Genomic DNA, 17,880 nt, shown 5'->3' with positions numbered 1-17,880 from the left:
AGGGTCAGGTACGTTTAGGGCGCGGCCACCGCGCTGCGGCGGTCGACCTTGCGGCTAAGGACGATGGACGTCTGCGTTTGCTTGACGCCGTCGATCAGGCCGATGCGGTCCAACAGGTCGTCCAGCTGCTCGTGCGTTTCGCAGCGCAGAAAGATCAGGTAGTCGTACGGGCCGCTGACGGACGAGACTTCTTCCACTTCCGGCATGCGTTCCAGTTCGCGGATCACGGCGGCCGGTGTCTTGGGCAGCACGCTGATGAAGCAATACGCGCGCACGGCGGCTTCTTCCAGGCGGCGCCCCAGGCGCACGCCGTAGCCCGACACGATGTGTTCGCGTTCCAGCCGCGCAATGCGCGCGACCACGGTGGTGCGGGCCAAGCCCAGCTTGCGCGCCAGGATCGCGGCGGGCTCGCGCGCATTGGCCGATAGCAGGCTGAGCAATTGCCGGTCGATGTCGTCGAGTCGTTCGTTCATGCAAAAGGCGTGCCGCAAATAGCGAAGAGCCGACGGTACAGGCGGGCGGGCGCCCGCGTCAATGCGATGACGCGTTGTTAGCCGTCCGATTCCGGCGGAATGCCGCCATGGTAGATGCGGCCATCGAATTCGAATCGGGTGATGGTTTTGTGGGCCGCGTCGAAAATGCGGTCGCGGGCGGCGTCTGTCAGGCCGTCGTGATCGGCGAAGCGGAAGCGGCAAAGGTCGATGTCGCTGTCATAGAAGACCGAATTGACGTAGCGGCTGACGTCGGCTTCATGCGCGAAGTGCGCGAATTCGCGCAGCTGTTCCATTTCGTGGAAGGCGCCGTTGCGGCTGACCAGCAGCATGCCGAATTTGCGTTCCTCGTCGGCTACCGGATCAGGCGCGGGGGGCGCGCTGGCGGACAAGGCGTCGTCATAGTCGAAGCGGGCGCCGGTTTCGTGCATGGCGTCCAGCACGCCTTGCCACTGCGCTTCGTCCAGCGCCAGGCGCGCCATCATGAAGAACAGCCGTTGCCGGCCTAGCGCGCGCGGCTCGGGGCCACCCACGAAACTGGACCACGGCGTTGCGGCATCCAGCCCGGCCAGCTCGGCCATGCGCGCGTCACTGAATCCCAACCTGTCCTGCAAGCGCTGCAAAGATTGGGCATCTGGCGGTGCATAGTTCTGGATCGTCTTCATACGCGCGCTCCGGTGGCCCCGGGCGCCGTGGATGGCGCCCGGCTGCGTGCGCCGCGTTGCTTGAGCGGCACGCTTTATGCTAGCGCGGCCCCCGGCGCTTGCCTAGCACGCGCCGGGCGCCCATGGGCTGCCGGAGGCCATGCTAGGATTTGCGCCGATCATCAATGCCAGGAGGCTTCAGTCATGGATACTCAAGAACAAATCGCCGTTATCGTCCACACCATTTCGCACCAGGGCGGCCGCATCGACGCGCTGAATTCGACGCTGCTGTCGATGCTGCATCTGGCCAAGGCATCGCCGGGCCTGCGCGAGGCCATCGAGGCGCAACTGGAACAGAACTATTCCAGCCTGCTGGCCCGTTCCGAGAATCCCCAGTATGTGGCGGGCTTTGAAAGCGTGCGCGACATGATCATTGCCGCGTTGAAATAAGCGCTAGGGGCAAGCGGTCAGCATCTGGGTGGCGGACCGGCGTTCCGAGTCGCACCGGCGGGAAAGTTACCCACAGCTTCTGTGGACAAGCCTTGGGATAGTCCGGGCATAGATCGGCATTTGCCTTTAAATACAAAGGCTTGGATAGGGCGGTCAAAGGTGGCTCCATTTGCGCGTTTCAAGCGCGCGATTGTGTGGTGTCCACACCGCCGCCAAGCCGGGTAATATGCGGCCCCATGCGGAATCAGTATCGATTGGAACATCCGGGCAGCGCCATGTTGGCGCGTGTCTCGGAAGCGGCAAAGCTGGCGGCGTTCGACCCCGGCAAACTTTCTCCCGAAGCGCGCGAGAGCTGGGAGCGCATGGGCCATGGCTTCAAGGCGTGGCACGACTTCGACCAACGCCATCCCATCCTGCGCCGCCTGGCGCTGCTGCCGTTTATTGGCGGCTGGTACCGCAAGGCGCGCCGCCGTCACGTGCTGCGCGCCAGCGGCAGGTTTGTCTGCTGACGACGTCGCTCAACGACGGCGCCGCGCCAGCAGGTGATAGGCCAGGCCAATCACCCCCCCAATCGCCAGCGCCACGGCCAGCTTGGTCTCTACGCCATGCAGGCGCCCCAGCAGCGATTCAATCGTCTGGCCAAACGCATAACCCACCACGCTGAAGCACACCGCCCAGATGACGGCGGCAATGGCATTGAGCACCAGAAAACGCAGCGGCGGCACGCTGGACATACCCAGCGCCACCGGGCCGACGGTACGCAGGCCATACAGGAATCGCAGGCTCAGGATGAATCCGTGCGGGTAGCGGTCGATGGCGGCTAGCGCTCTTTCAAACGCGGGTTTTTCGCGGATGCGCCGCACAAAGCGGTGATCGCGATAGCGGCGTCCCAGAAAGAAAAGCAACTGGTCCGCGATGAACGACCCGGCAAACGCGCACAGCATCACGTAGGGCAAGTGCATCAGATGCTGGTGGGCCAGAAAGCCGGCGAACACCACCACGCTTTCGCCTTCCAGGAACGTGCCGGCCAGCACGGCCCACAGCCCGTAATCGACAATGAACTGATGCAGGGACGCGTTCATGCGGCGCCTTCGCCCACGATGCGCGCCAGGGTCAGCAACGCCCGCGAGATTTCGGGCGTGGTGCACTGGCCGCAACTGATGCGCAGGAAGTGGTTGTAGCGCGTGCTGTTGGAAAACATGGCGCCGGGCGCGACCCGGATGCCTTGCCGCAACGCGGCTTCGAACACGTCCATGCCGGACCGGCCGTCTGGCATTTCCACCCACAGCAGCATTCCGCCTTGCGGCACGCTTAACCGGGTACCCCGCGGAAAGTGCGCGGCAATGGCTTCGGCCGTCTGGTCGCGCTGCGTTTTCAAATGTCGCCGCAGGCGTGCCAGATGGCGGTCATAGGCGCGCGACCCCAGGTATTCGGCAACGGCAATCTGTGCAAGCGGTTCATTGGGCCGGCTTTGCGCGTACTTGAGCATGGCGATGCGCGCCTTCCAGCGCCCGCCCAGCAACCAGCCCAGCCGCATGCCCGGCGCCAGGGTCTTGTGCATCGACGAACAATAGATGACGTTGCCGGTGGCGTCCCATGATTTAGCGGCTGCCAGCGGCGCGTCGTCATCGGTCAAGGCGCCGTAGGTGTCGTCTTCGATCAGCGGCACCTGCTGGCGTTCGCACAGCGCCACCAGGCGCGCCTTTTCGGCATCGGGCATGACGCAGCCCAAGGGGTTCTGGAAATTGGGCACCACCACCACGGCGCGAATATTGCCGTGCGTCTGAAACGCCAGGTCCAGCGCTTCGATGGACAGGCCATGTTGCGGGCTGGTGGGAATTTCCAGCGCGCGCATGCCCAGGCTTTCCAGGATTTGCAGCAGGCCGAAATAGGTGGGCGATTCGACGGCGATGGTGTCGCCGGGGCGTGCCACCGCGCGCAGCGCCAGGTTCAAGGCTTCGATGCAGCCGTGCGTGACGATGACGTCATCCGGCGTGGCATTGATGCCGTTGGCCAGGGCGCGGCGCGCCAGCACCGTGCGCAGTTCGGGATGGCCTTGCGGGGGCACAGGGCTGACCAGCACCTGGGGCGACACGCGCAGCGCGCGCGTCATGGCCTGCTTCAGCGCGTCCATCGGATACGCCTCGGGCACCGCCGCCGCCAGCGCAAAGTTGGCGCTGACGGGATGCGCCTCGCATTTGGCGATGAAGTCCGAGACGCGATCGTGGATGCCGACATACTGCGCGGCACCCAGCGCTTGGCGGATATCGGGCTCGCTAACGGGGGGGATGCTGTTGCGGCGCGCCTGCAAGACGAAATAGCCCGACCGGGGCCGGGCTTCGATCAAGCCGTCGTCTTCCAACCGGCGGCAGGCCTGCAAGGCAGTGGACAGGCTGACATGGTGCGTGCGCACCAGCGAGCGCACGGATGGCATGCGCTGCTCGGGCGCCAGGACGCCCGTCTGGATGGCGCGCCGGTAGTGGTTCGCCAAGCGTAGGTACAGCGGTTGTGGGTCCATGTGCCGATCATGCTCCCGGTGGCTGGACTGAAGGAAGGCACAGATTCATGAAAAGTACACCATAACAGCGGTGAAATCGAGCGTCTGCATCGGTACAGAAAGCGGCGCTGTGTGGCTGTTGCGCGAAGCAGGGCGGGCGTAGCCTGTCATTGTCCGATTGGAGAACATCATGCACGCCGACCTCGATTCCCACACCCCCTCCCAAGCCGCCTCGCGCCGCGTCGAAATCGCCTCGGGAGCCGGCCGCGCCTTCGTCCTGAAGGCGGGTGCAACGCTGGTCTGCGTGTCAGGCAGCGTGCGGGTCGAACAAGTCGCGGCGGGCGCGGAAGCCGCGGGCTGCCTGCATCTGCCGCGTTCGGTGCGCGTCAATGCCGGTGAAGCGCACGGCATGGCCGAAGGCGGGGTGGTACGCGTGACGGCGATTCAGGCCGCGGACGTGATCTGCGTGGACCCGCCCGGTCCCGTTGCCCGCTTTTTGAACACTATGGCGAGAATATTTCGCCATAAAACGGCCAAATCCGCGAATAATCGGCTGGGTGCGCTGCACAAGATTTCATAATGGTGTATGATTCATCACATCAGACGCGGGGTGGAGCAGTCTGGCAGCTCGTCGGGCTCATAACCCGAAGGTCGTAGGTTCAAATCCTGCCCCCGCAACCAGTTTCAAGAAAAAGCCGCGATGCATATCGCGGCTTTTTTTCGTCCATGCGTTTCGTCTGCGCTTTGCGTCCGCGCCGCTGGTCTGTTCTTTTCACGTTCACTTGCCCTGGGTCAATCCTTTGTTCCAGTCCGGAGTTTCCCGGATGTGCCCGCCCGCACAGCGCCGCAACCCTGAGCTACCATGGGTCACGCGCGCTAGGTTGCCGCACAAGAGGAGGGTCCATGGGTACAGCAAAATACGATCATCCCGGATTTGTCGCCGACACAGGCGCTGAAGGCAAATACCACGTCGGCATCTGGTGCCCGCACGGCTATCCCGCTCACATCCACATTGGCCGGCCCGCCGAACGCGGTGATCCTCAAGCGCTGCTGCGCCTGCGCATTCCGGATGGCGTCTTCCAGTCCTTGCCAGATGACCCCGAAACCCTGTGCCGCCGTGCGCTGGGCCAGGCGATGGGCGCGGGCTTGCTGCGAACGGTGGCCGTGGACGGCGAATACCAGGAACTGCGTTTCGAGATGGACGCCGAGCCCTGGTCCGGGCCCATGCAAGCGGCGGGCAACGCCTGAAGGCACGGAAGTTACCCACAGCGACTGTGGACAAGCCTTGGGATAGCCTTTGCGCATGTCCGAATTGTCCAGCGATAACAAAGGCTTGGCGCCTGCGGTCAATAATTGGCCGGTGCCAGGCCTTTTTCTTTGGCCGGTAGCGGCGTTGCCCTGACTCCGCGCGCACCCGCAAGCCGCTCTGCCGCAAGCGCCATGCGACAATTCTTCCCGCATTTTGTTGTCTGCGACCCGTTCCTACTTCCCTATGTACTGTCTTCTATCTTCCCTTGCGCCCGCCACGATGAGCCGGCTGCCATGACGAACCTGCAACAGGCGGCGTCCTCCACCACGCCGCGCGTCGCGGTCATTGGCGGTGGGCCGGCGGGGCTGATGGCGGCGGAAGGGCTGGCCGCCCAGGGCTTGCAGGTCGATGTGTTTGACGCCATGCCATCCGTCGGGCGCAAGTTCCTGATGGCCGGGCGCGGCGGGCTGAATCTGACGCATAGCGAAGGCCCGAGTGCTTTCCTGGCGCGCTATGGTTCGCGCGCGGCTCACGTCGCGCCTTGGCTGCAAGCGATGGACGCCACGGCGCTGCGCGAGTGGGCGCACGCGCTTGGCATCGAGACGTTTGTCGGATCGTCGGGCCGCGTGTTTCCTCAAGAAATGAAGGCCGCGCCGTTATTGCGCGCGTGGTTGGCGCGGCTGCGTGCCGCCGGTGTGCGTTTCCACATGCGGCACCGTTGGCTGGGCTGGCCGCAAGACGAGACGATGTCTTCACAAACGCTACGCTTCGACACGCCCGACGGCGTCCAGGCGTGTGCGGCGGATGCCGTTGTGCTGGCGGTGGGCGGCGGCAGTTGGGCCAAGCTGGGGTCGGATGGCGCCTGGGTGCCGGGCTTGCAATCGCATGGTGTTCCCGTCGCGCCGCTGCGCCCCGCCAACTGCGGCTTCGACGTGGCGTGGTCTGCGCACTTTGTCGAGCGCTATGCTGGCCAGCCGGTCAAGTCGGTGTCCATGGCGTGCGCGACGATGCCGGCTCGGCAAGGCGAATTCGTCGTATCCGCAAGCGGTATCGAGGGCAGCCTGGTGTATGCGATGTCCGCGGCGTTGCGCGACGAGATCGACCGATCCGGCCGCGCGGTCGCCATGCTGGACCTGGCGCCCGATTGGACACAGGACAAAGTCAACGCAGCGGTCATGCATCCACGCGGAGCGCGTTCCATGTCCAGCCATCTGCAAAGCCGTATGGGCTTGACCGGCGTGAAGGCGGGGCTGCTGCGCGAATGCGCCACGGCGGAGGACTTCAAGGACCCGGCTCGATTGGCCATGCGCATCAAGGCATTGCCGGTGACGCTGTTACGGCCGCGACCCATCGACGAAGCCATCAGCACGGCGGGCGGCGTGGCGTTTGACGCGGTGTCGGCGGGTCTGATGCTGGTATCGGCGCCCGGCGTGTTCTGCGCGGGCGAAATGCTGGACTGGGAAGCGCCCACGGGCGGCTATCTGCTGACCGCCTGCATGGCTAGCGGCGTGGTTGCTGCCAGGGGCGTGTGCGAATACCTGGCTGGCCGGCGCTAAGGCCGGCCGCTGCGCTTGGCAGTGCCCTTCAAGACCCGGACGGGTAAGGCGACATGCCCAACGGTGCGCGTGGGGCCAAGTCGCCGACCACATGGCCGACCACCGGGGGCGCGCCTTCTTCTGGCTGGGTGATGATGCCGATCACGCGTGTGATGGCGCTGGCGGGAATGCCGGTGCCGTGCGCCGGATCTTGCACCAGTTGCCAGACGGTAGCGTCGGCTGGCCCGCCGTCCGTCGCGGTTTCGCTGGAAGAATCCAGGCAGCTGCGCGCAAAGAAGGACCAATCCGATGCGCTGCAAGGCAAGCCGTGTGCCGTGGCCAATCGCGCCAAAGCCAGAGGTGCGTCCGCCTGGCTCGCGGCATGCTGGGCGGCAGCGCCCAGCGTGACGTCCAGTGACAGCAAGCGGAGAAACTCTACGACGTTGTCTGAATTCATTGTGGGTCTCCTGTCAGCCGGGGCTTTGTCCCAGCATCGACACTAGCGATTTCTTCAGGCGCGCCGAAAAGATCGGCACCGTGTGCGACACGCCATTGCGGTCGACGCCTTCTTTCAGTTCAACGGACTGCCCCAGGAAAATCTCGGGCGCGGCATTGATTTCGTTGTAGCGGGCAAGCAGTTCATCCACATGGCTTTGTGCGTCGGCAAGCGTGCTGCTGTCGGCAAGCTTGCCTGCGGCATGGGCTTGCAGAATACGGTGCAGATCGTCGATAAACAGCGCCAAAGCCGCTTGTCCGCGGCACTGCGGCTGTTCCCAGCCCCAGCCCTGTGGGCCGGCGCCAGCGTTCTGCGATACGGGTTTTTTGTTCATTTGCGCATCCTAATCCATTGCAGGCAAATACGCGACACCGCGCCAGGGACGCGTTTGTCACGGCCGCGTAAGGGCGGTTACGGGGTGCGGTCCGGCCGGGTTACAAAGTGCGGCCATCAGCCTGCCGCCCTGGCGGCGGCCGAATTGTAGGCGCCAATTTGCAGCCCTGATGCGACACGTATTGGAAGCTGCACGCCAGGGCGTGCGAGTGGTGCGCAAATCTGTCCCTTTGCGGTATGCTGGCTTCGGTTTCCACGCCCAGACAGGAGATGTTTATGAAAAACAAAGTTGTTCTCGTCATGCTGCTTTCGATCGCCGCGCTTTCGGCGGGCTGCAATACTGTTGCGGGCGCCGGCAAGGATATTCAGCGAGGCGGTGAGAAGATCGAAGGCGCTGCGAAGTAAGACCGCAACGCCCAGCTGCTGATGAGCCAGGCCGAGGCCACGCGCGAAATGCCCAGGCATTTCCCGCGTGGCCTTTTTGCGGCCGCTGGCATAATCGCAAAAGTCAGAATTTCAATGCGGGAAGAATCATGCGCAAGTCTGTATGGGTGGGTGTAACGCTGGCAGTGCTGTTGGCCGGCTGCGCGAGCAAGGGGGTTTACGAATCCGACGCCGTGCAAAAAGAGACCTTTAGCGTCGACACCAACTACCAGGCCGCCTTCCGCCGGGGCGGCGAATATGTGCGCACCTGCCACGTGAATGTTCAGCATCCGTATGGGTTGGCGTACGCGTGGCGCCACACCCTGGGCGAGAAGGGCGCGCCCGATGAAATCCAGGTCTACAAGGTGGGCGAACCCGCCAAGGTGCTGGAACTGATTTCGGCCGAGGCCGACGGCCCCGCCAAGTCCAAGGTCACGGTCACCGTGCTGGGACAGGGCCGCTGGGATGCGGCAGAAATCGCCGCCGCGCGCGCCTCCATCCAAAGCGCCACGCCGGCCTGCCGCACCGGCAACGGCGGCTGATTCATGGACGCCCGCCACCCGCAGCGTCGATCCTCGGGGATGTCTTTTGCGCTGCTTGCGGGCGGCTTCAGATTCTTGGGCTGGCTCAACGGCGCGTCCGCGTTGGTGCTGGTCGCGTTCTCGCTTGGCATCGTGGGCGGCGACATCGCGGCGCCCGATCTCCAATTACCGTTGGCGCTGTTCCTGGCCGGGCTGCTGGTCTCTTGCATGGGACTGTTGTTCGCTTACCTGGCGCAGGTCAGCTTGTTGCGGCAAGGCGACATCGGCCATGTCACGCGCGGCCATTGGCCGACGCAGTTGCTGGCCATGATCTGCTACCTGTTGGGGGCGCTGGCGTTCTGCGCCGGCTGCTGGTTTTCGCTGGGCCAGGCGGCGCCGGACGTGCAGCAAAATACGTCCTACGCCAGCCGGTAGCGCCTCCCGGCATCGCGCCAAAGCCCGTTGCCGGCGCGCGCTTCCCTGCCGGTCGTGGCGCGGAAATAACAAGGGTAAACCCTTGTACGCAAAAATATTGGACTTGCACTTGTGTTGGGAATAATATGCGCGCTGCGTATATAAATCCTCTTTCTCGGGGCCCGTCATGACCATCTCCCAGCAAGCCTTCCTGCGCGACGCCATGCGACGCCTGAACCTCACGCGCGACGTGTTCGCGACCCGTATCGGCGTCAAGCGCCGGGCGCTGGATACGTGGTTGCTGCCCGAGGGATCGCAGGAATTTCGCGCCATGCCGGAAGTGGTGCAGCGCTTTGTCAGCGAGATCGTGCAAAACGGCGTGCTGCTGGAAAAATATACGCAAAGCGTACAAGACGGCCCCCTGCGTGAGCGCATCGCCGTGGAAGGCAAGAACCAACTGCTGTCGGTGGACCAGTTCACCCGCGAATCGGTCGAAGACCTGTTCCGCGTTGCCGACATGATGCAGCCTATCGCACGCCGTCAGAAAGTGTCGCGCGTGCTGGAAGGCGCCGTGCTGGGCAACCTGTTTTTTGAAGCCAGCACCCGCACCCGCGTCAGCTTCGGGTCGGCGTTCTGCCGCCTGGGCGGTTCGGTGTGCGACACCACGGGCTTCACGTTTTCGTCGATGGCCAAGGGCGAATCGATCTACGACACCAGCCGCGTCATGAGCGGCTATGTGGATGCCATGGTCATCCGCCACCCCGAGCAAGGTTCGGTTGCGGAGTTCGCGCGCGCCACCAACATTCCGGTGGTGAACGGGGGCGACGGCCCGGGCGAACACCCCAGCCAGGCGTTGCTGGACCTGTACACGATCCTGACGGAATTCTCGCGTCTGGGTAAGTTGCTGGATGGCGCGCACATCGCCATGGTTGGCGACTTGAAGTACGGCCGTACCGTGCATTCGCTGATCAAGCTGATGGCGCTGTACAAAAACGTAAAGTTCTCGCTGGTGTCGCCCAAGGGGCTGGAAATGCCCAGCTACATCATTGAGCAGGCCAGCCGCAACGGCAACATCATCGAGCAGAAGACGTCGCTGGCCGAAGGCCTGGCAGGCGCGGATGTGATCTACGCGACGCGCGTGCAGAAAGAGCGCTTCGCCAACGAGGAAAACGAAGGCTACACGCCCGATTTCCAGATCAACCGCGCCATCATCGACGCGTATTGCAGCCCCGAAACCATCGTGATGCACCCGCTGCCGCGCGACAGCCGTCCGGGCGCCAACGACCTGAGCGTGGACTTGAACCACGATCCGCGCCTGGCGATCTTCCGCCAGACGGACAACGGCATCCCGATCCGCATGGCGATCTTCGCGGTGCTGTTGGGCGTTGAAGGGCTGGTGCAGCATTCGCTGCGCGATGTCACGTGGCAGCATCCGTCGCACGTGGGTCCGGACGATTCCGCCTTCCACGGCTTGGAATAAGCTGGGTCATAAGCCTGGATAGCACTGCCGCGCGTGGGCCCCTGTAGGGGCCCACTTTCTTTTAGCGCATAATCCGCGCTGGTTTTTCGTCGCGTGTCGCTTTTGGCACGCGCGAAGTTTTTGGGGCGGATGATTTATGTCTTCGAGCAAGACGGCGTTGCCGGTTTGGACAAGCGGCGCTGATCAAGCGTGCTACCTCAGCGCGTCCAACGCGCAAGCGTGGGAAGCGGTCTACCAGTCAGTGGACGCCTACACGCGCGGCCAGGTGGCCGCCGTGGTGGCGGACAGCGCCAAGGAGCTGGTGGACGCGTTCTATTCCACCTTGCTGGCCGACGTTGAAGCCGGGCCGCGCCTGTCCCACGAGATCGTGTCGACGCGCCTGCACAAGGGCATGAAGCACTGGCTGCTTGGGCTGCTTTGTGTGCGCGACCAGGGCGATATCGTGGCCTTGATGGCCACGCAGAAAAAGGTGGGCGAAGTGCATGCCCGCGTCCATATCCCGATCCATCTGGTGATGGCGGGCGCGCGTGTGCTGAAGAACGAAATTGCCGAACGGCTGCGCGCCAGCGATCTGGACGGCATGGCCGCGTCCATCGCCACGCAATACGTCTGTAATCTGTTTGATCTGGCGATCGAACAGATGAGCCGCGCCTTCATGCGCGATATCAACCGCGGCGCGCGCAACGACGAGGCCTATCGCCTGTTCGCATTGGGGCAGAACATATCCACCGAGCGCGAGCGCCAACGCGCCGCGCTGCTGGAATGGAGCCAGGCCGTGCTGATCGGCCTGCATTACCGCGCGCCGGAACAGGCGCTGCCTCGCTTGGCGGCTTCTGAATTCGGCCTGTGGTTGCAGCACAAGGGCGGAGTGCTGTTTGAAAGCGCCCCTGCGTTGCGCCAGATCACCGACGCTGTCGCTGAGCTAGACGACGTGGTGCTGCCTCGGCTGCTGATGGACGACGGCGAGCGCCAGTTGTCGATGCCCGATCAGGTGCGGCAATTGCAGGAGCTGGTGGCGCGCATCAAGCATCTGCTCAATGGGCTGTTCGATATGGTGGCCGAGATCGAAAGCGGCAGCGACCCGCTGACCAACGTGCTGAACCGGCGCTTTTTGCCGTCGGTCATCGGCCGCGAGATCGCCATCTCCAGCCGTCAAAACAGCCGGTTTTCGGTACTGCTGCTGGACATCGACCACTTCAAGGCCATCAACGACGCGCATGGGCATTCGGGCGGCGACCACATCTTGCGCCAGTTTGCCGAGGTGGTTCACCAGTCGTGCCGGTCCAGCGATTTTGTGTTCCGTTATGGCGGTGAGGAATTCCTGGTGGTGTTGGTGGACACCGGTCCGGAAGCCGCGTTGGCCGCGGCCCAGAAGCTGGGCGCCGAGATCCGCCGCCACGCGTTCACCATCCCCGAAGCGGGCGCGCAACGCATCACGGCCAGCATCGGCGTTGCCACGTTTGACGGCCACCCTGACTACGCCTACCTGATCGACCGGGCCGACAAGGCGCTGTACCAGGCCAAGTTGGCCGGACGCGACCGCAGCGTGGCGGCGTAAGCGGCGATCCCGGCCGATGTGTCGCCGGGGCTGTCGATAAGCCCCGGGGCGCAACTGCCCAGCAACCGCCCAGCCACCGCCTGGGGCGATTGCCGGCGTGTACGTCGCATCAATGAAAAAGGCCGCCCGTTCCTGAACTGAACGTGGTCCAAGGATTAAGGCCCAAGCATTCGCTCGAACTGCTGCTACGAGCAGCGAAGCTCTCGCGCAGCACGTTCTACTACCAATTGAAGGCGCAGGCCGCCGTGGACGCGTACGCCCAGCTCAAGCAGCGCATCGGCGCAGTCTACGCACGCCACAAGGGCCGCTATGGCTACCGCCGGATCACGGCGGTGCTGCGTCAGGCGGGCAAACTGGTGAATCACAAGACGGTGCAGAAGCTGATGCAGATGCTGGGCTTGAAGTCGCTCGTGCGCGCCAAGAAGTACCGTTCGTATCGAGGGCAGTCGCATCACGTCGCGGCAAACGTGTTGGCACGTGACTTCCAGGCCGAGCGTCCGAACGAGGCTGGCGGCCCGGTCCGTGACCCAGAGCATGTCACGCAAGGGCAACTGCCTGGACAACGCCGCCATGGAAAGCTTCTTCGGCACGCTCAGGGCCAAGTTCTTCCACCTGAACCGCTTCAAGAGCGTCGACCAGTTGCAGGCCGGCATCAGGCAGTACATCCATTACTACAATCACGATCGCATCAAGCTCAAGCTAAAAGGCCTGAGCCCGGTGCAATACCGAGCTCAGGCCTTCGGGCTTTAGCTTCTGACGTCCAACTTTCGGGGGTCAGTTCATTTGCGGGCGGCCTTTGCGTTGGGCGTGATCCCGCGCGCGTGATCAGATCTTCTTTTCGCCGCCCAATGCTTCGACCAGTTCGGCCATCATCTTGGCCAGTTCGCCCGTCATGAGCATCATGTCGGAATCGAACTTTTCATCGTCGTTGGCGGCAACGCCTTCGTTGCCTTCCTTCAGCACGTCCAGCGGCGACACGCGCTTGACGTCCAGGCCTTCGGTCAGCACGAACGAAATGCGGTCGGCCCAGGTCATGGCCAGGCGCGTGCACTGCTTGCCCGACTGGATGTGGCGGCGCACGTCGTCGGCGTCGATCGAATGCTTGACGTAGCGGATGGCCGCGCCGCTTTCGCCCGATGAACGCAGTTCGGTGTCCTGGTCGATGCTGAAGTTCGAGGGGGCCTCGTCTTCGGCCAGCCAGCCCGTCATGGCAGACGCGGGCGATTGCGCCACGTACAGGTTTTCCAGCGGGAAGGGGTCCACGCACTTGGCCAGCAAGCCGATGACTTCGTCGGCTTTCGCGGAGGCCGCAGCGTCGATGACCAGCCAGTGGTTTTGCGGGTCGATCCAGACGCGCGTGTCGCGGTAAACGCTGAAGGCGCGCGGCAGCAACTCGTCAGTGACGCGTTCCTTGATTTCCTTCATCTGCTTGCGGCCCGGCTTGTAGCCTTGCTGCTCTTCGATTTCCTGGGCGCGCGCCTTGGCGACCTGATTCACGACGGTGCCCGGCAGAAGCTTCTTTTCCGCGCGCAGGCTAAGCAGGATCTGCCCGTTCACAACGTGGGCAAGCCCGCCGTTTTCGCGCGGGGGAACCCAGCCCAGGCTTTGCATTTCAAGGTTGTTGCCCGCTTGGTAGGCGTGCCGCGCAAGCGTTTCTTCAAGCTGATCGCCAACGAGAGTCCACGGCGATGAGAGGCGGTAAATCTTGAGGTTTTTGAACCACATGAGCGTCGGCCAAAAGGGTTGATTCTATACGACGCGGCCGGTTTGCCGAAGTGCTGCAATACGGTTGCGACAGGGGACACGTTCTGTCACTGACACAGGGCGGGCGTTGCGTTAACTTGCGCGCACCGACATGGAATCGGAGAGGAAAAACATGAAAATCATTGGTGCCATCCTGATCGTCCTGGGCATTGTGGCTTTGGCCTACAAGGGCTTCAACTACAAGTCCGAAGAGACCGTTTTGCAGATCGGTTCGGTCAAGGCCACGGCCGAAACCGAGAAGTCGGTGCCGATCCCGATGTGGGCGGGCATTGCCGCCATCGTGGCGGGCGTGCTGGTTATCGGTGTGGGCATGCGCCGTTAATCAGGCCCGGTATCCGCACAATGATGGCCGCCTCGCGGCCATCATTTTTTTTGGGGGCTGCCTTTCCTGCGCTGCCTTTCCTGCGCTGCCTTTCCTGCGCTGGCTTTCCTGCACTGGCTTTCTAGCGCTAAAAAAAAAGCGGCCCGGCTCAATAAAGGCCGGGCCGGTACGGGAGCACACAATACCGCGTCATAAAAGGCTCGCGGGGAACGCGGTATCGGTGTCAGAACACTAGCCCTGCAATCGTCTGACAGGGGGATCAATCGTCATTCGATCTGAAGCAAGGCCGCAATCTGAGGCGCCAGTCTAAGCGCCAGGGTCTGACATCGTCCTGAAAGTGCGCAGAAGTTTCACGCAAAAAAAAAGCTCCGTAAGGAGCTTTCAAGGCCGGGCAGGCGCAGCAGTCCCGCCCGGCGGGGGATGGTCTTTACGCGTTGATGTCGTTGTCCTTGGATTCGCGCACGAACAGGGTGCCGATGACCAGGGTCATGACGGCGATGATGATCGGGTACCACAGGCCGTCGTAGATGTTGCCCGTGGCCGCCACCACCGCGAAGGCCACCGGGGGCAGGAAGCCGCCGAACCAGCCGTTGCCGATGTGGTAAGGCAAGCTCATCGAGGTGTAGCGGATGCGGGTCGGGAACATTTCCACCAGCATGGCCGCGATCGGGCCGTAGACCATGGTCACGTACAGCACCAGGATCGCCAGCAACACCACCACCATGACGTTGTTGCTTTGCGCCGGGTCCGCCTTGGCCGGGTAGCCGTGGCTTCGGATCGCGGTGGTCAGCGCCTTGTCCAGTTCAGCGGCCTTGGCCTTGAAGTCGGCCGGGGCCAGGGACTTGCCGTCGAACGAGGCAAATTCGTCATTGCCGATCTTGACTTTCGCCAGCGATCCGGCAGGCGCCGCTTCGTTCTTGTAGTTCACCGAGTTGCGAGCCATGAAGGACTTCACGACGTCGCAAGAGCTGGTGAACGCTGACGTGCCCACCGGGTTGAACTGGAACGAGCAGGTGCCGGGGTCGGCGATGACCGTGACCGGGGCGGTGGCCTGGGCCTTTTCCAGCGCCGGGTTGGCGAAGTGGGTGATGCCCTGGAAAATAGGGAAGTACGTTGCCGCGGCAATCAGGCAGCCCGCCATGATGATGGGCTTGCGACCGATCTTGTCCGACAGCGCGCCAAACACCACGAAGAAGGGCGTGCCGATCAAGAGCGCGATGGCGATCATGATGTTGGCCGTGTTGGCGTCTACCTTCAGCGTCTGCGTCAGGAAGAACAGCGCGTAGAACTGACCCGTGTACCAGACCACGGCCTGGCCGGCGGTCAGGCCCAGCAGCGCCAGGATCACGACCTTCAGGTTCTTCCACTGGCCGAACGATTCAGCGATCGGCGCCTTCGAACCCTTGCCTTCTTCCTTCATGCGCTTGAAGGTGGGCGACTCGCTCAGTTGCAGGCGGATCCACACCGAGATGCCCAGCAGCACGACCGAAATCAGGAACGGAATGCGCCAGCCCCAGGCTTTGAAGTCGTCTTCGCCCATGACCGTGCGGATGCCCAGGATGACCAGCAGCGACAGGAACAGGCCCAGCGTGGCGGTGGTCTGAATCCACGACGTGTAGAAGCCGCGGCGGCCGTGCGGCGCGTGTTCGGCAACGTAAGTCGCCGCGCCACCGTATTCACCGCCCAACGCCAGACCTTGCAGCAGGCGCAGCACGATCAGGATGGCCGGAGCGGCCAGGCCGATGCTGGCGTAACTGGGCAGCACGCCCACCAGGAAGGTGGACAGGCCCATGATCACAATCGTGACCAGGAAGGTGTACTTGCGTCCTACCAGGTCACCCAGGCGGCCGAACACCAGCGCGCCGAACGGGCGCACGGCGAACCCGGCGGCGAACGCCAGCAACGCGAAAATGAAGCCCGCGGTGGGGTTCACGCCAGAGAAAAAGTGTTGCGCGATGATGGCTGCGAGCGAGCCGTATAGATAAAAGTCGTACCACTCAAAAACCGTGCCCAGCGACGATGCGAAGATGACGCGGCGTTCATCCTTGGTCATCGGGCGCGGTTCCGCGGAAGGACCGCGGCCTGCCATGGTTGTTGTGCTCATGATGTCTCCTCGTTTTTTGGCCGGCGGTTTTCCGCCGTGCTTGGCCCTTTGCCGGTCAAGCCGACATCGAGCTATGCGCAACATTGAGCCGCGAGCCTGACGAGGTTCTGACGGAACCCTTACCTGAATCTTAAAATTGAAACTAAATGTTATTGCTCCGCGGGGAGCTAGGGATAGTCCTTAGCCGCCGGACGGACGAGTCGTACACACGGCGCTAGCTTTCATGCCGGTCCGACGGGTCGGCATATGGCGGGAACACGACGCTGATGCGCGTACCCGGCAGGTCCGAATGGGGATTCGGATGGTCGTCTATCAGCACCGTCGCCTGGTGCTTTTGCGCGATCTCGCGCACGATCGCCAGGCCTAGGCCGCTGCCGTCCGACGCGGTGCCCAGCACGCGGTAGAAGCGGTCGAACACGCGTTCGCGCTCGTCTGGCGCAATGCCGGGGCCGGAATCTTCCACTTCCAGCACGGCCTCGTCACCGCGCCGCTGCACGCGCACGGTAATGTGGCCCCCGCGCGGCGTATAGCGCAAGGCGTTGTCGACCAGGTTGTTCAGCAATTCGGCCAGCAGCAGCGGGTTGCCGTTGATATCGACGGGATCGTCAGAGCCCTCAAAGCCCAGGTCGGTGCTTAGCGAGAGCGCCTGCGGCACCCAGTGCATGGCCTGCTCGTAGGCGATGGCGTTCAGATCGGTGCGCGTCAGGCCGATGGCACTGGGGTTTTCGGCGCGTGCCAGCAGCAGCAACTGGTTCACCAGCCGCGTTGCGCGTTCGGATCCGGTCACCAGCTGCCGCAGGCTGGATTGCATTTCTTCGGGGCTGGCATCGCGCAGCGCCAGTTCGGCTTGCGTGCGCAGCCCGGCAAGGGGCGTCTTCAATTGGTGGGCGGCGTCCGCCACGAAACGGCGCTGCGCCTGCACGTTGGCCGACAGCCGATCCAGCAGGTCGTTCATGGCGGCGACCAGCGGCGCGATTTCTGAAGGGGCGGCGCGTTCATCGATGGGCGACAGGTCATCGGGCCGACGCGCGCGCAGGCGTTGCTGTAGCGCGTTCAGCGGCGCCACGCCGCGCGACAGGCCGAACCACACCAGCAGCACCGCGATCGGCAGCACCACGAACTGCGGAATGATCACGCCCTTGATGATGTCGTTGGCCAGTTGCGTGCGCTTTTCCACGGTCTCGGCCACGATCAGCAGCGCGGGCTGCGTGTTGGGCAGGTTCAGGTCCACCCACGTGAACGCCAGGCGGATGCCGAATCCGCGCATGGTGTCGTCTTCGTACTGAACTTCGCCAGGGCGCGGCTGGCCCACGGTGGCCGGCAGCGGCAGGGCGCGGTCGCCGCCCAGGTATTCGCCCCGGCTGCCCAGCACCAGCCAGAACACGCTGTCGGTTTCGTCGGCGCGCAACACGTCACGCGCGGCGTCGGTCATCTTCAGCACGGCCCGGCCGTCCTGCGCATGGACTTGCCGCGTCAACACGTGAAGGTTGTTGGCCAGCGCGCGGTCGTAGGGCACGTTGGCGATGTTCTGGGCGACCACGTACGTGATCGCGACGCTCATGGGCCACAGCAGGAACAGCGGCGCCAGCATCCAGTCCA

At 63.6% G+C, this 17,880-nt stretch carries 20 protein-coding genes, 1 tRNA gene and 1 pseudogene; 13 read left to right on the top strand and 9 right to left on the bottom strand.

The window, feature by feature from the left end; genetic code table 11:
- Window positions 1-14: 14 nt before the first annotated feature.
- Both V6F88_RS14660 and V6F88_RS14655 read right to left on the bottom strand, forming a co-directional pair.
- Window positions 15-473, bottom strand: a complete 459-nt coding sequence (locus tag V6F88_RS14660) for an Lrp/AsnC family transcriptional regulator (RefSeq protein WP_050446088.1) — start codon at window positions 471-473, stop codon at window positions 15-17.
- A 77-nt stretch (window positions 474-550) separates the two neighbouring features.
- Complete coding sequence (locus V6F88_RS14655) at window positions 551-1,156, bottom strand: hypothetical protein (RefSeq protein WP_332610383.1); 606 nt, start codon at window positions 1,154-1,156, stop codon at window positions 551-553.
- Window positions 1,157-1,339: 183 nt separating this feature from the next.
- Between V6F88_RS14655 and V6F88_RS14650 the strand changes: the two genes are divergently transcribed.
- Both V6F88_RS14650 and V6F88_RS14645 read left to right on the top strand, forming a co-directional pair.
- Window positions 1,340-1,585, top strand: coding sequence for a hypothetical protein (locus tag V6F88_RS14650; RefSeq protein ID WP_046802809.1), 246 nt, complete (start codon window positions 1,340-1,342; stop codon window positions 1,583-1,585).
- 236 nt (window positions 1,586-1,821) lie between these two features.
- Window positions 1,822-2,094, top strand: a complete 273-nt coding sequence (locus V6F88_RS14645) for a hypothetical protein (protein WP_332610381.1) — start codon at window positions 1,822-1,824, stop codon at window positions 2,092-2,094.
- A gap of 9 nt (window positions 2,095-2,103) precedes the next feature.
- Here the strand turns inward: V6F88_RS14645 and V6F88_RS14640 are convergent, their stop codons facing one another.
- Together V6F88_RS14640 and V6F88_RS14635 are read right to left on the bottom strand one after the other, a co-directional pair.
- A complete protein-coding gene (locus V6F88_RS14640; RefSeq protein ID WP_332610380.1) occupies window positions 2,104-2,667 on the bottom strand; it encodes a DedA family protein in 564 nt (187 codons plus the stop codon).
- The gene (locus V6F88_RS14635) at window positions 2,664-4,103 is read right to left on the bottom strand and encodes an aminotransferase-like domain-containing protein (protein ID WP_332610379.1); all 1,440 of its coding nucleotides are present in this window, start codon (window positions 4,101-4,103) and stop codon (window positions 2,664-2,666) included. The genes V6F88_RS14640 and V6F88_RS14635 overlap by 4 nt, the downstream gene beginning before the upstream one ends.
- Before the next feature lie 169 nt (window positions 4,104-4,272).
- Here V6F88_RS14635 and V6F88_RS14630 point away from each other — a divergent pair, with 169 nt between their 5' ends.
- The 4 genes from V6F88_RS14630 to V6F88_RS14615 all read left to right on the top strand — a co-directional run bounded on the left by V6F88_RS14630 (window position 4,273) and on the right by V6F88_RS14615 (window position 6,887).
- Entirely contained in the window at window positions 4,273-4,662 is a 390-nt protein-coding gene (locus tag V6F88_RS14630; RefSeq protein WP_332610378.1) for a hypothetical protein, read from the top strand.
- Between the two features lie 24 nt (window positions 4,663-4,686).
- Window positions 4,687-4,763, top strand: a tRNA-Met gene (locus tag V6F88_RS14625).
- A gap of 222 nt (window positions 4,764-4,985) precedes the next feature.
- Complete coding sequence (locus V6F88_RS14620; RefSeq protein ID WP_046802813.1) at window positions 4,986-5,330, top strand: hypothetical protein; 345 nt, start codon at window positions 4,986-4,988, stop codon at window positions 5,328-5,330.
- A 294-nt stretch (window positions 5,331-5,624) separates the two neighbouring features.
- Window positions 5,625-6,887, top strand: coding sequence for a TIGR03862 family flavoprotein (locus V6F88_RS14615; RefSeq protein ID WP_332610377.1), 1,263 nt, complete (start codon window positions 5,625-5,627; stop codon window positions 6,885-6,887).
- A 28-nt stretch (window positions 6,888-6,915) separates the two neighbouring features.
- Here the strand turns inward: V6F88_RS14615 and V6F88_RS14610 are convergent, their stop codons facing one another.
- Both V6F88_RS14610 and V6F88_RS14605 read right to left on the bottom strand, forming a co-directional pair.
- Window positions 6,916-7,323 carry a hypothetical protein gene (locus tag V6F88_RS14610; protein ID WP_332610376.1) on the bottom strand — a complete coding sequence of 136 codons (408 nt, stop codon included), beginning with the start codon at window positions 7,321-7,323 and terminating at the stop codon, window positions 6,916-6,918.
- A gap of 13 nt (window positions 7,324-7,336) precedes the next feature.
- Window positions 7,337-7,696 carry a hypothetical protein gene (locus V6F88_RS14605; protein WP_332610375.1) on the bottom strand — a complete coding sequence of 120 codons (360 nt, stop codon included), beginning with the start codon at window positions 7,694-7,696 and terminating at the stop codon, window positions 7,337-7,339.
- 275 nt (window positions 7,697-7,971) lie between these two features.
- Between V6F88_RS14605 and V6F88_RS14600 the strand changes: the two genes are divergently transcribed.
- The 6 genes and pseudogenes from V6F88_RS14600 to V6F88_RS14575 form a co-directional block, all read left to right on the top strand.
- Window positions 7,972-8,100 (top strand): entericidin A/B family lipoprotein, encoded by a 129-nt coding sequence (locus tag V6F88_RS14600; protein WP_039883990.1) that lies wholly within the window; start codon window positions 7,972-7,974, stop codon window positions 8,098-8,100.
- Window positions 8,101-8,228: 128 nt separating this feature from the next.
- Window positions 8,229-8,660, top strand: a complete 432-nt coding sequence (locus tag V6F88_RS14595) for a BPTD_2524 family lipoprotein (RefSeq protein ID WP_332610374.1) — start codon at window positions 8,229-8,231, stop codon at window positions 8,658-8,660.
- Window positions 8,661-8,663: 3 nt separating this feature from the next.
- On the top strand, window positions 8,664-9,074 hold the full coding sequence (locus V6F88_RS14590; RefSeq protein ID WP_332610373.1) for a hypothetical protein: 411 nt from the start codon (window positions 8,664-8,666) through the stop codon (window positions 9,072-9,074).
- A 166-nt stretch (window positions 9,075-9,240) separates the two neighbouring features.
- On the top strand, window positions 9,241-10,533 hold the full coding sequence (locus tag V6F88_RS14585; protein ID WP_332610372.1) for an aspartate carbamoyltransferase: 1,293 nt from the start codon (window positions 9,241-9,243) through the stop codon (window positions 10,531-10,533).
- Between the two features lie 136 nt (window positions 10,534-10,669).
- Window positions 10,670-12,091 (top strand): diguanylate cyclase, encoded by a 1,422-nt coding sequence (locus V6F88_RS14580; protein ID WP_332610371.1) that lies wholly within the window; start codon window positions 10,670-10,672, stop codon window positions 12,089-12,091.
- Between the two features lie 143 nt (window positions 12,092-12,234).
- Window positions 12,235-12,841: pseudogene (locus V6F88_RS14575) on the top strand (IS3 family transposase); the annotation flags it as partial.
- A 75-nt stretch (window positions 12,842-12,916) separates the two neighbouring features.
- Here V6F88_RS14575 and V6F88_RS14570 read toward each other — a convergent pair.
- Window positions 12,917-13,816 carry a recombination-associated protein RdgC gene (locus V6F88_RS14570; protein ID WP_006218333.1) on the bottom strand — a complete coding sequence of 300 codons (900 nt, stop codon included), beginning with the start codon at window positions 13,814-13,816 and terminating at the stop codon, window positions 12,917-12,919.
- Between the two features lie 151 nt (window positions 13,817-13,967).
- Here V6F88_RS14570 and V6F88_RS14565 point away from each other — a divergent pair, with 151 nt between their 5' ends.
- Window positions 13,968-14,177: a hypothetical protein gene (locus tag V6F88_RS14565; RefSeq protein WP_046802820.1), complete on the top strand. Its 210-nt coding sequence runs from the start codon at window positions 13,968-13,970 to the stop codon at window positions 14,175-14,177.
- A gap of 427 nt (window positions 14,178-14,604) precedes the next feature.
- Here V6F88_RS14565 and V6F88_RS14560 read toward each other — a convergent pair whose 3' ends face one another.
- Both V6F88_RS14560 and V6F88_RS14555 read right to left on the bottom strand, forming a co-directional pair.
- Window positions 14,605-16,266 (bottom strand): MFS transporter, encoded by a 1,662-nt coding sequence (locus V6F88_RS14560; protein ID WP_442880325.1) that lies wholly within the window; start codon window positions 16,264-16,266, stop codon window positions 14,605-14,607.
- Window positions 16,267-16,495: 229 nt separating this feature from the next.
- Window positions 16,496-17,872, bottom strand: coding sequence for a sensor histidine kinase (locus tag V6F88_RS14555; protein WP_332610856.1), 1,377 nt, complete (start codon window positions 17,870-17,872; stop codon window positions 16,496-16,498).
- Between the last annotated feature and the right edge of the window lie 8 nt (window positions 17,873-17,880).

This window comes from Achromobacter sp. ESBL13 (genome assembly GCF_036668755.1).
Lineage (GTDB): Bacteria > Pseudomonadota > Gammaproteobacteria > Burkholderiales > Burkholderiaceae_B > Achromobacter.
Note: the sequence above shows the minus strand (reverse complement) of the source record. Positions and strands in the feature narration are given on the sequence as shown.

Bases quoted from the DNA above. Each gene is read 5' to 3' on its own strand.
- V6F88_RS14660 (WP_050446088.1), bottom strand. From the start codon at position 473: ATGAACGAACGACTCGACGACATCGACCGGCAATTGCTCAGCCTGCTA.
- V6F88_RS14655 (WP_332610383.1), bottom strand. From the start codon at position 1,156: ATGAAGACGATCCAGAACTATGCACCGCCAGATGCCCAATCTTTGCAG.
- V6F88_RS14650 (WP_046802809.1), top strand. From the start codon at position 1,340: ATGGATACTCAAGAACAAATCGCCGTTATCGTCCACACCATTTCGCAC.
- V6F88_RS14645 (WP_332610381.1), top strand. From the start codon at position 1,822: ATGCGGAATCAGTATCGATTGGAACATCCGGGCAGCGCCATGTTGGCG.
- V6F88_RS14640 (WP_332610380.1), bottom strand. From the start codon at position 2,667: ATGAACGCGTCCCTGCATCAGTTCATTGTCGATTACGGGCTGTGGGCC.
- V6F88_RS14635 (WP_332610379.1), bottom strand. From the start codon at position 4,103: ATGGACCCACAACCGCTGTACCTACGCTTGGCGAACCACTACCGGCGC.
- V6F88_RS14630 (WP_332610378.1), top strand. From the start codon at position 4,273: ATGCACGCCGACCTCGATTCCCACACCCCCTCCCAAGCCGCCTCGCGC.
- V6F88_RS14620 (WP_046802813.1), top strand. From the start codon at position 4,986: ATGGGTACAGCAAAATACGATCATCCCGGATTTGTCGCCGACACAGGC.
- V6F88_RS14615 (WP_332610377.1), top strand. From the start codon at position 5,625: ATGACGAACCTGCAACAGGCGGCGTCCTCCACCACGCCGCGCGTCGCG.
- V6F88_RS14610 (WP_332610376.1), bottom strand. From the start codon at position 7,323: ATGAATTCAGACAACGTCGTAGAGTTTCTCCGCTTGCTGTCACTGGAC.
- V6F88_RS14605 (WP_332610375.1), bottom strand. From the start codon at position 7,696: ATGAACAAAAAACCCGTATCGCAGAACGCTGGCGCCGGCCCACAGGGC.
- V6F88_RS14600 (WP_039883990.1), top strand. From the start codon at position 7,972: ATGAAAAACAAAGTTGTTCTCGTCATGCTGCTTTCGATCGCCGCGCTT.
- V6F88_RS14595 (WP_332610374.1), top strand. From the start codon at position 8,229: ATGCGCAAGTCTGTATGGGTGGGTGTAACGCTGGCAGTGCTGTTGGCC.
- V6F88_RS14590 (WP_332610373.1), top strand. From the start codon at position 8,664: ATGGACGCCCGCCACCCGCAGCGTCGATCCTCGGGGATGTCTTTTGCG.
- V6F88_RS14585 (WP_332610372.1), top strand. From the start codon at position 9,241: ATGACCATCTCCCAGCAAGCCTTCCTGCGCGACGCCATGCGACGCCTG.
- V6F88_RS14580 (WP_332610371.1), top strand. From the start codon at position 10,670: ATGTCTTCGAGCAAGACGGCGTTGCCGGTTTGGACAAGCGGCGCTGAT.
- V6F88_RS14570 (WP_006218333.1), bottom strand. From the start codon at position 13,816: ATGTGGTTCAAAAACCTCAAGATTTACCGCCTCTCATCGCCGTGGACT.
- V6F88_RS14565 (WP_046802820.1), top strand. From the start codon at position 13,968: ATGAAAATCATTGGTGCCATCCTGATCGTCCTGGGCATTGTGGCTTTG.
- V6F88_RS14560 (WP_442880325.1), bottom strand. From the start codon at position 16,266: ATGGCAGGCCGCGGTCCTTCCGCGGAACCGCGCCCGATGACCAAGGAT.
- V6F88_RS14555 (WP_332610856.1), bottom strand. From the start codon at position 17,872: ATGCTGGCGCCGCTGTTCCTGCTGTGGCCCATGAGCGTCGCGATCACG.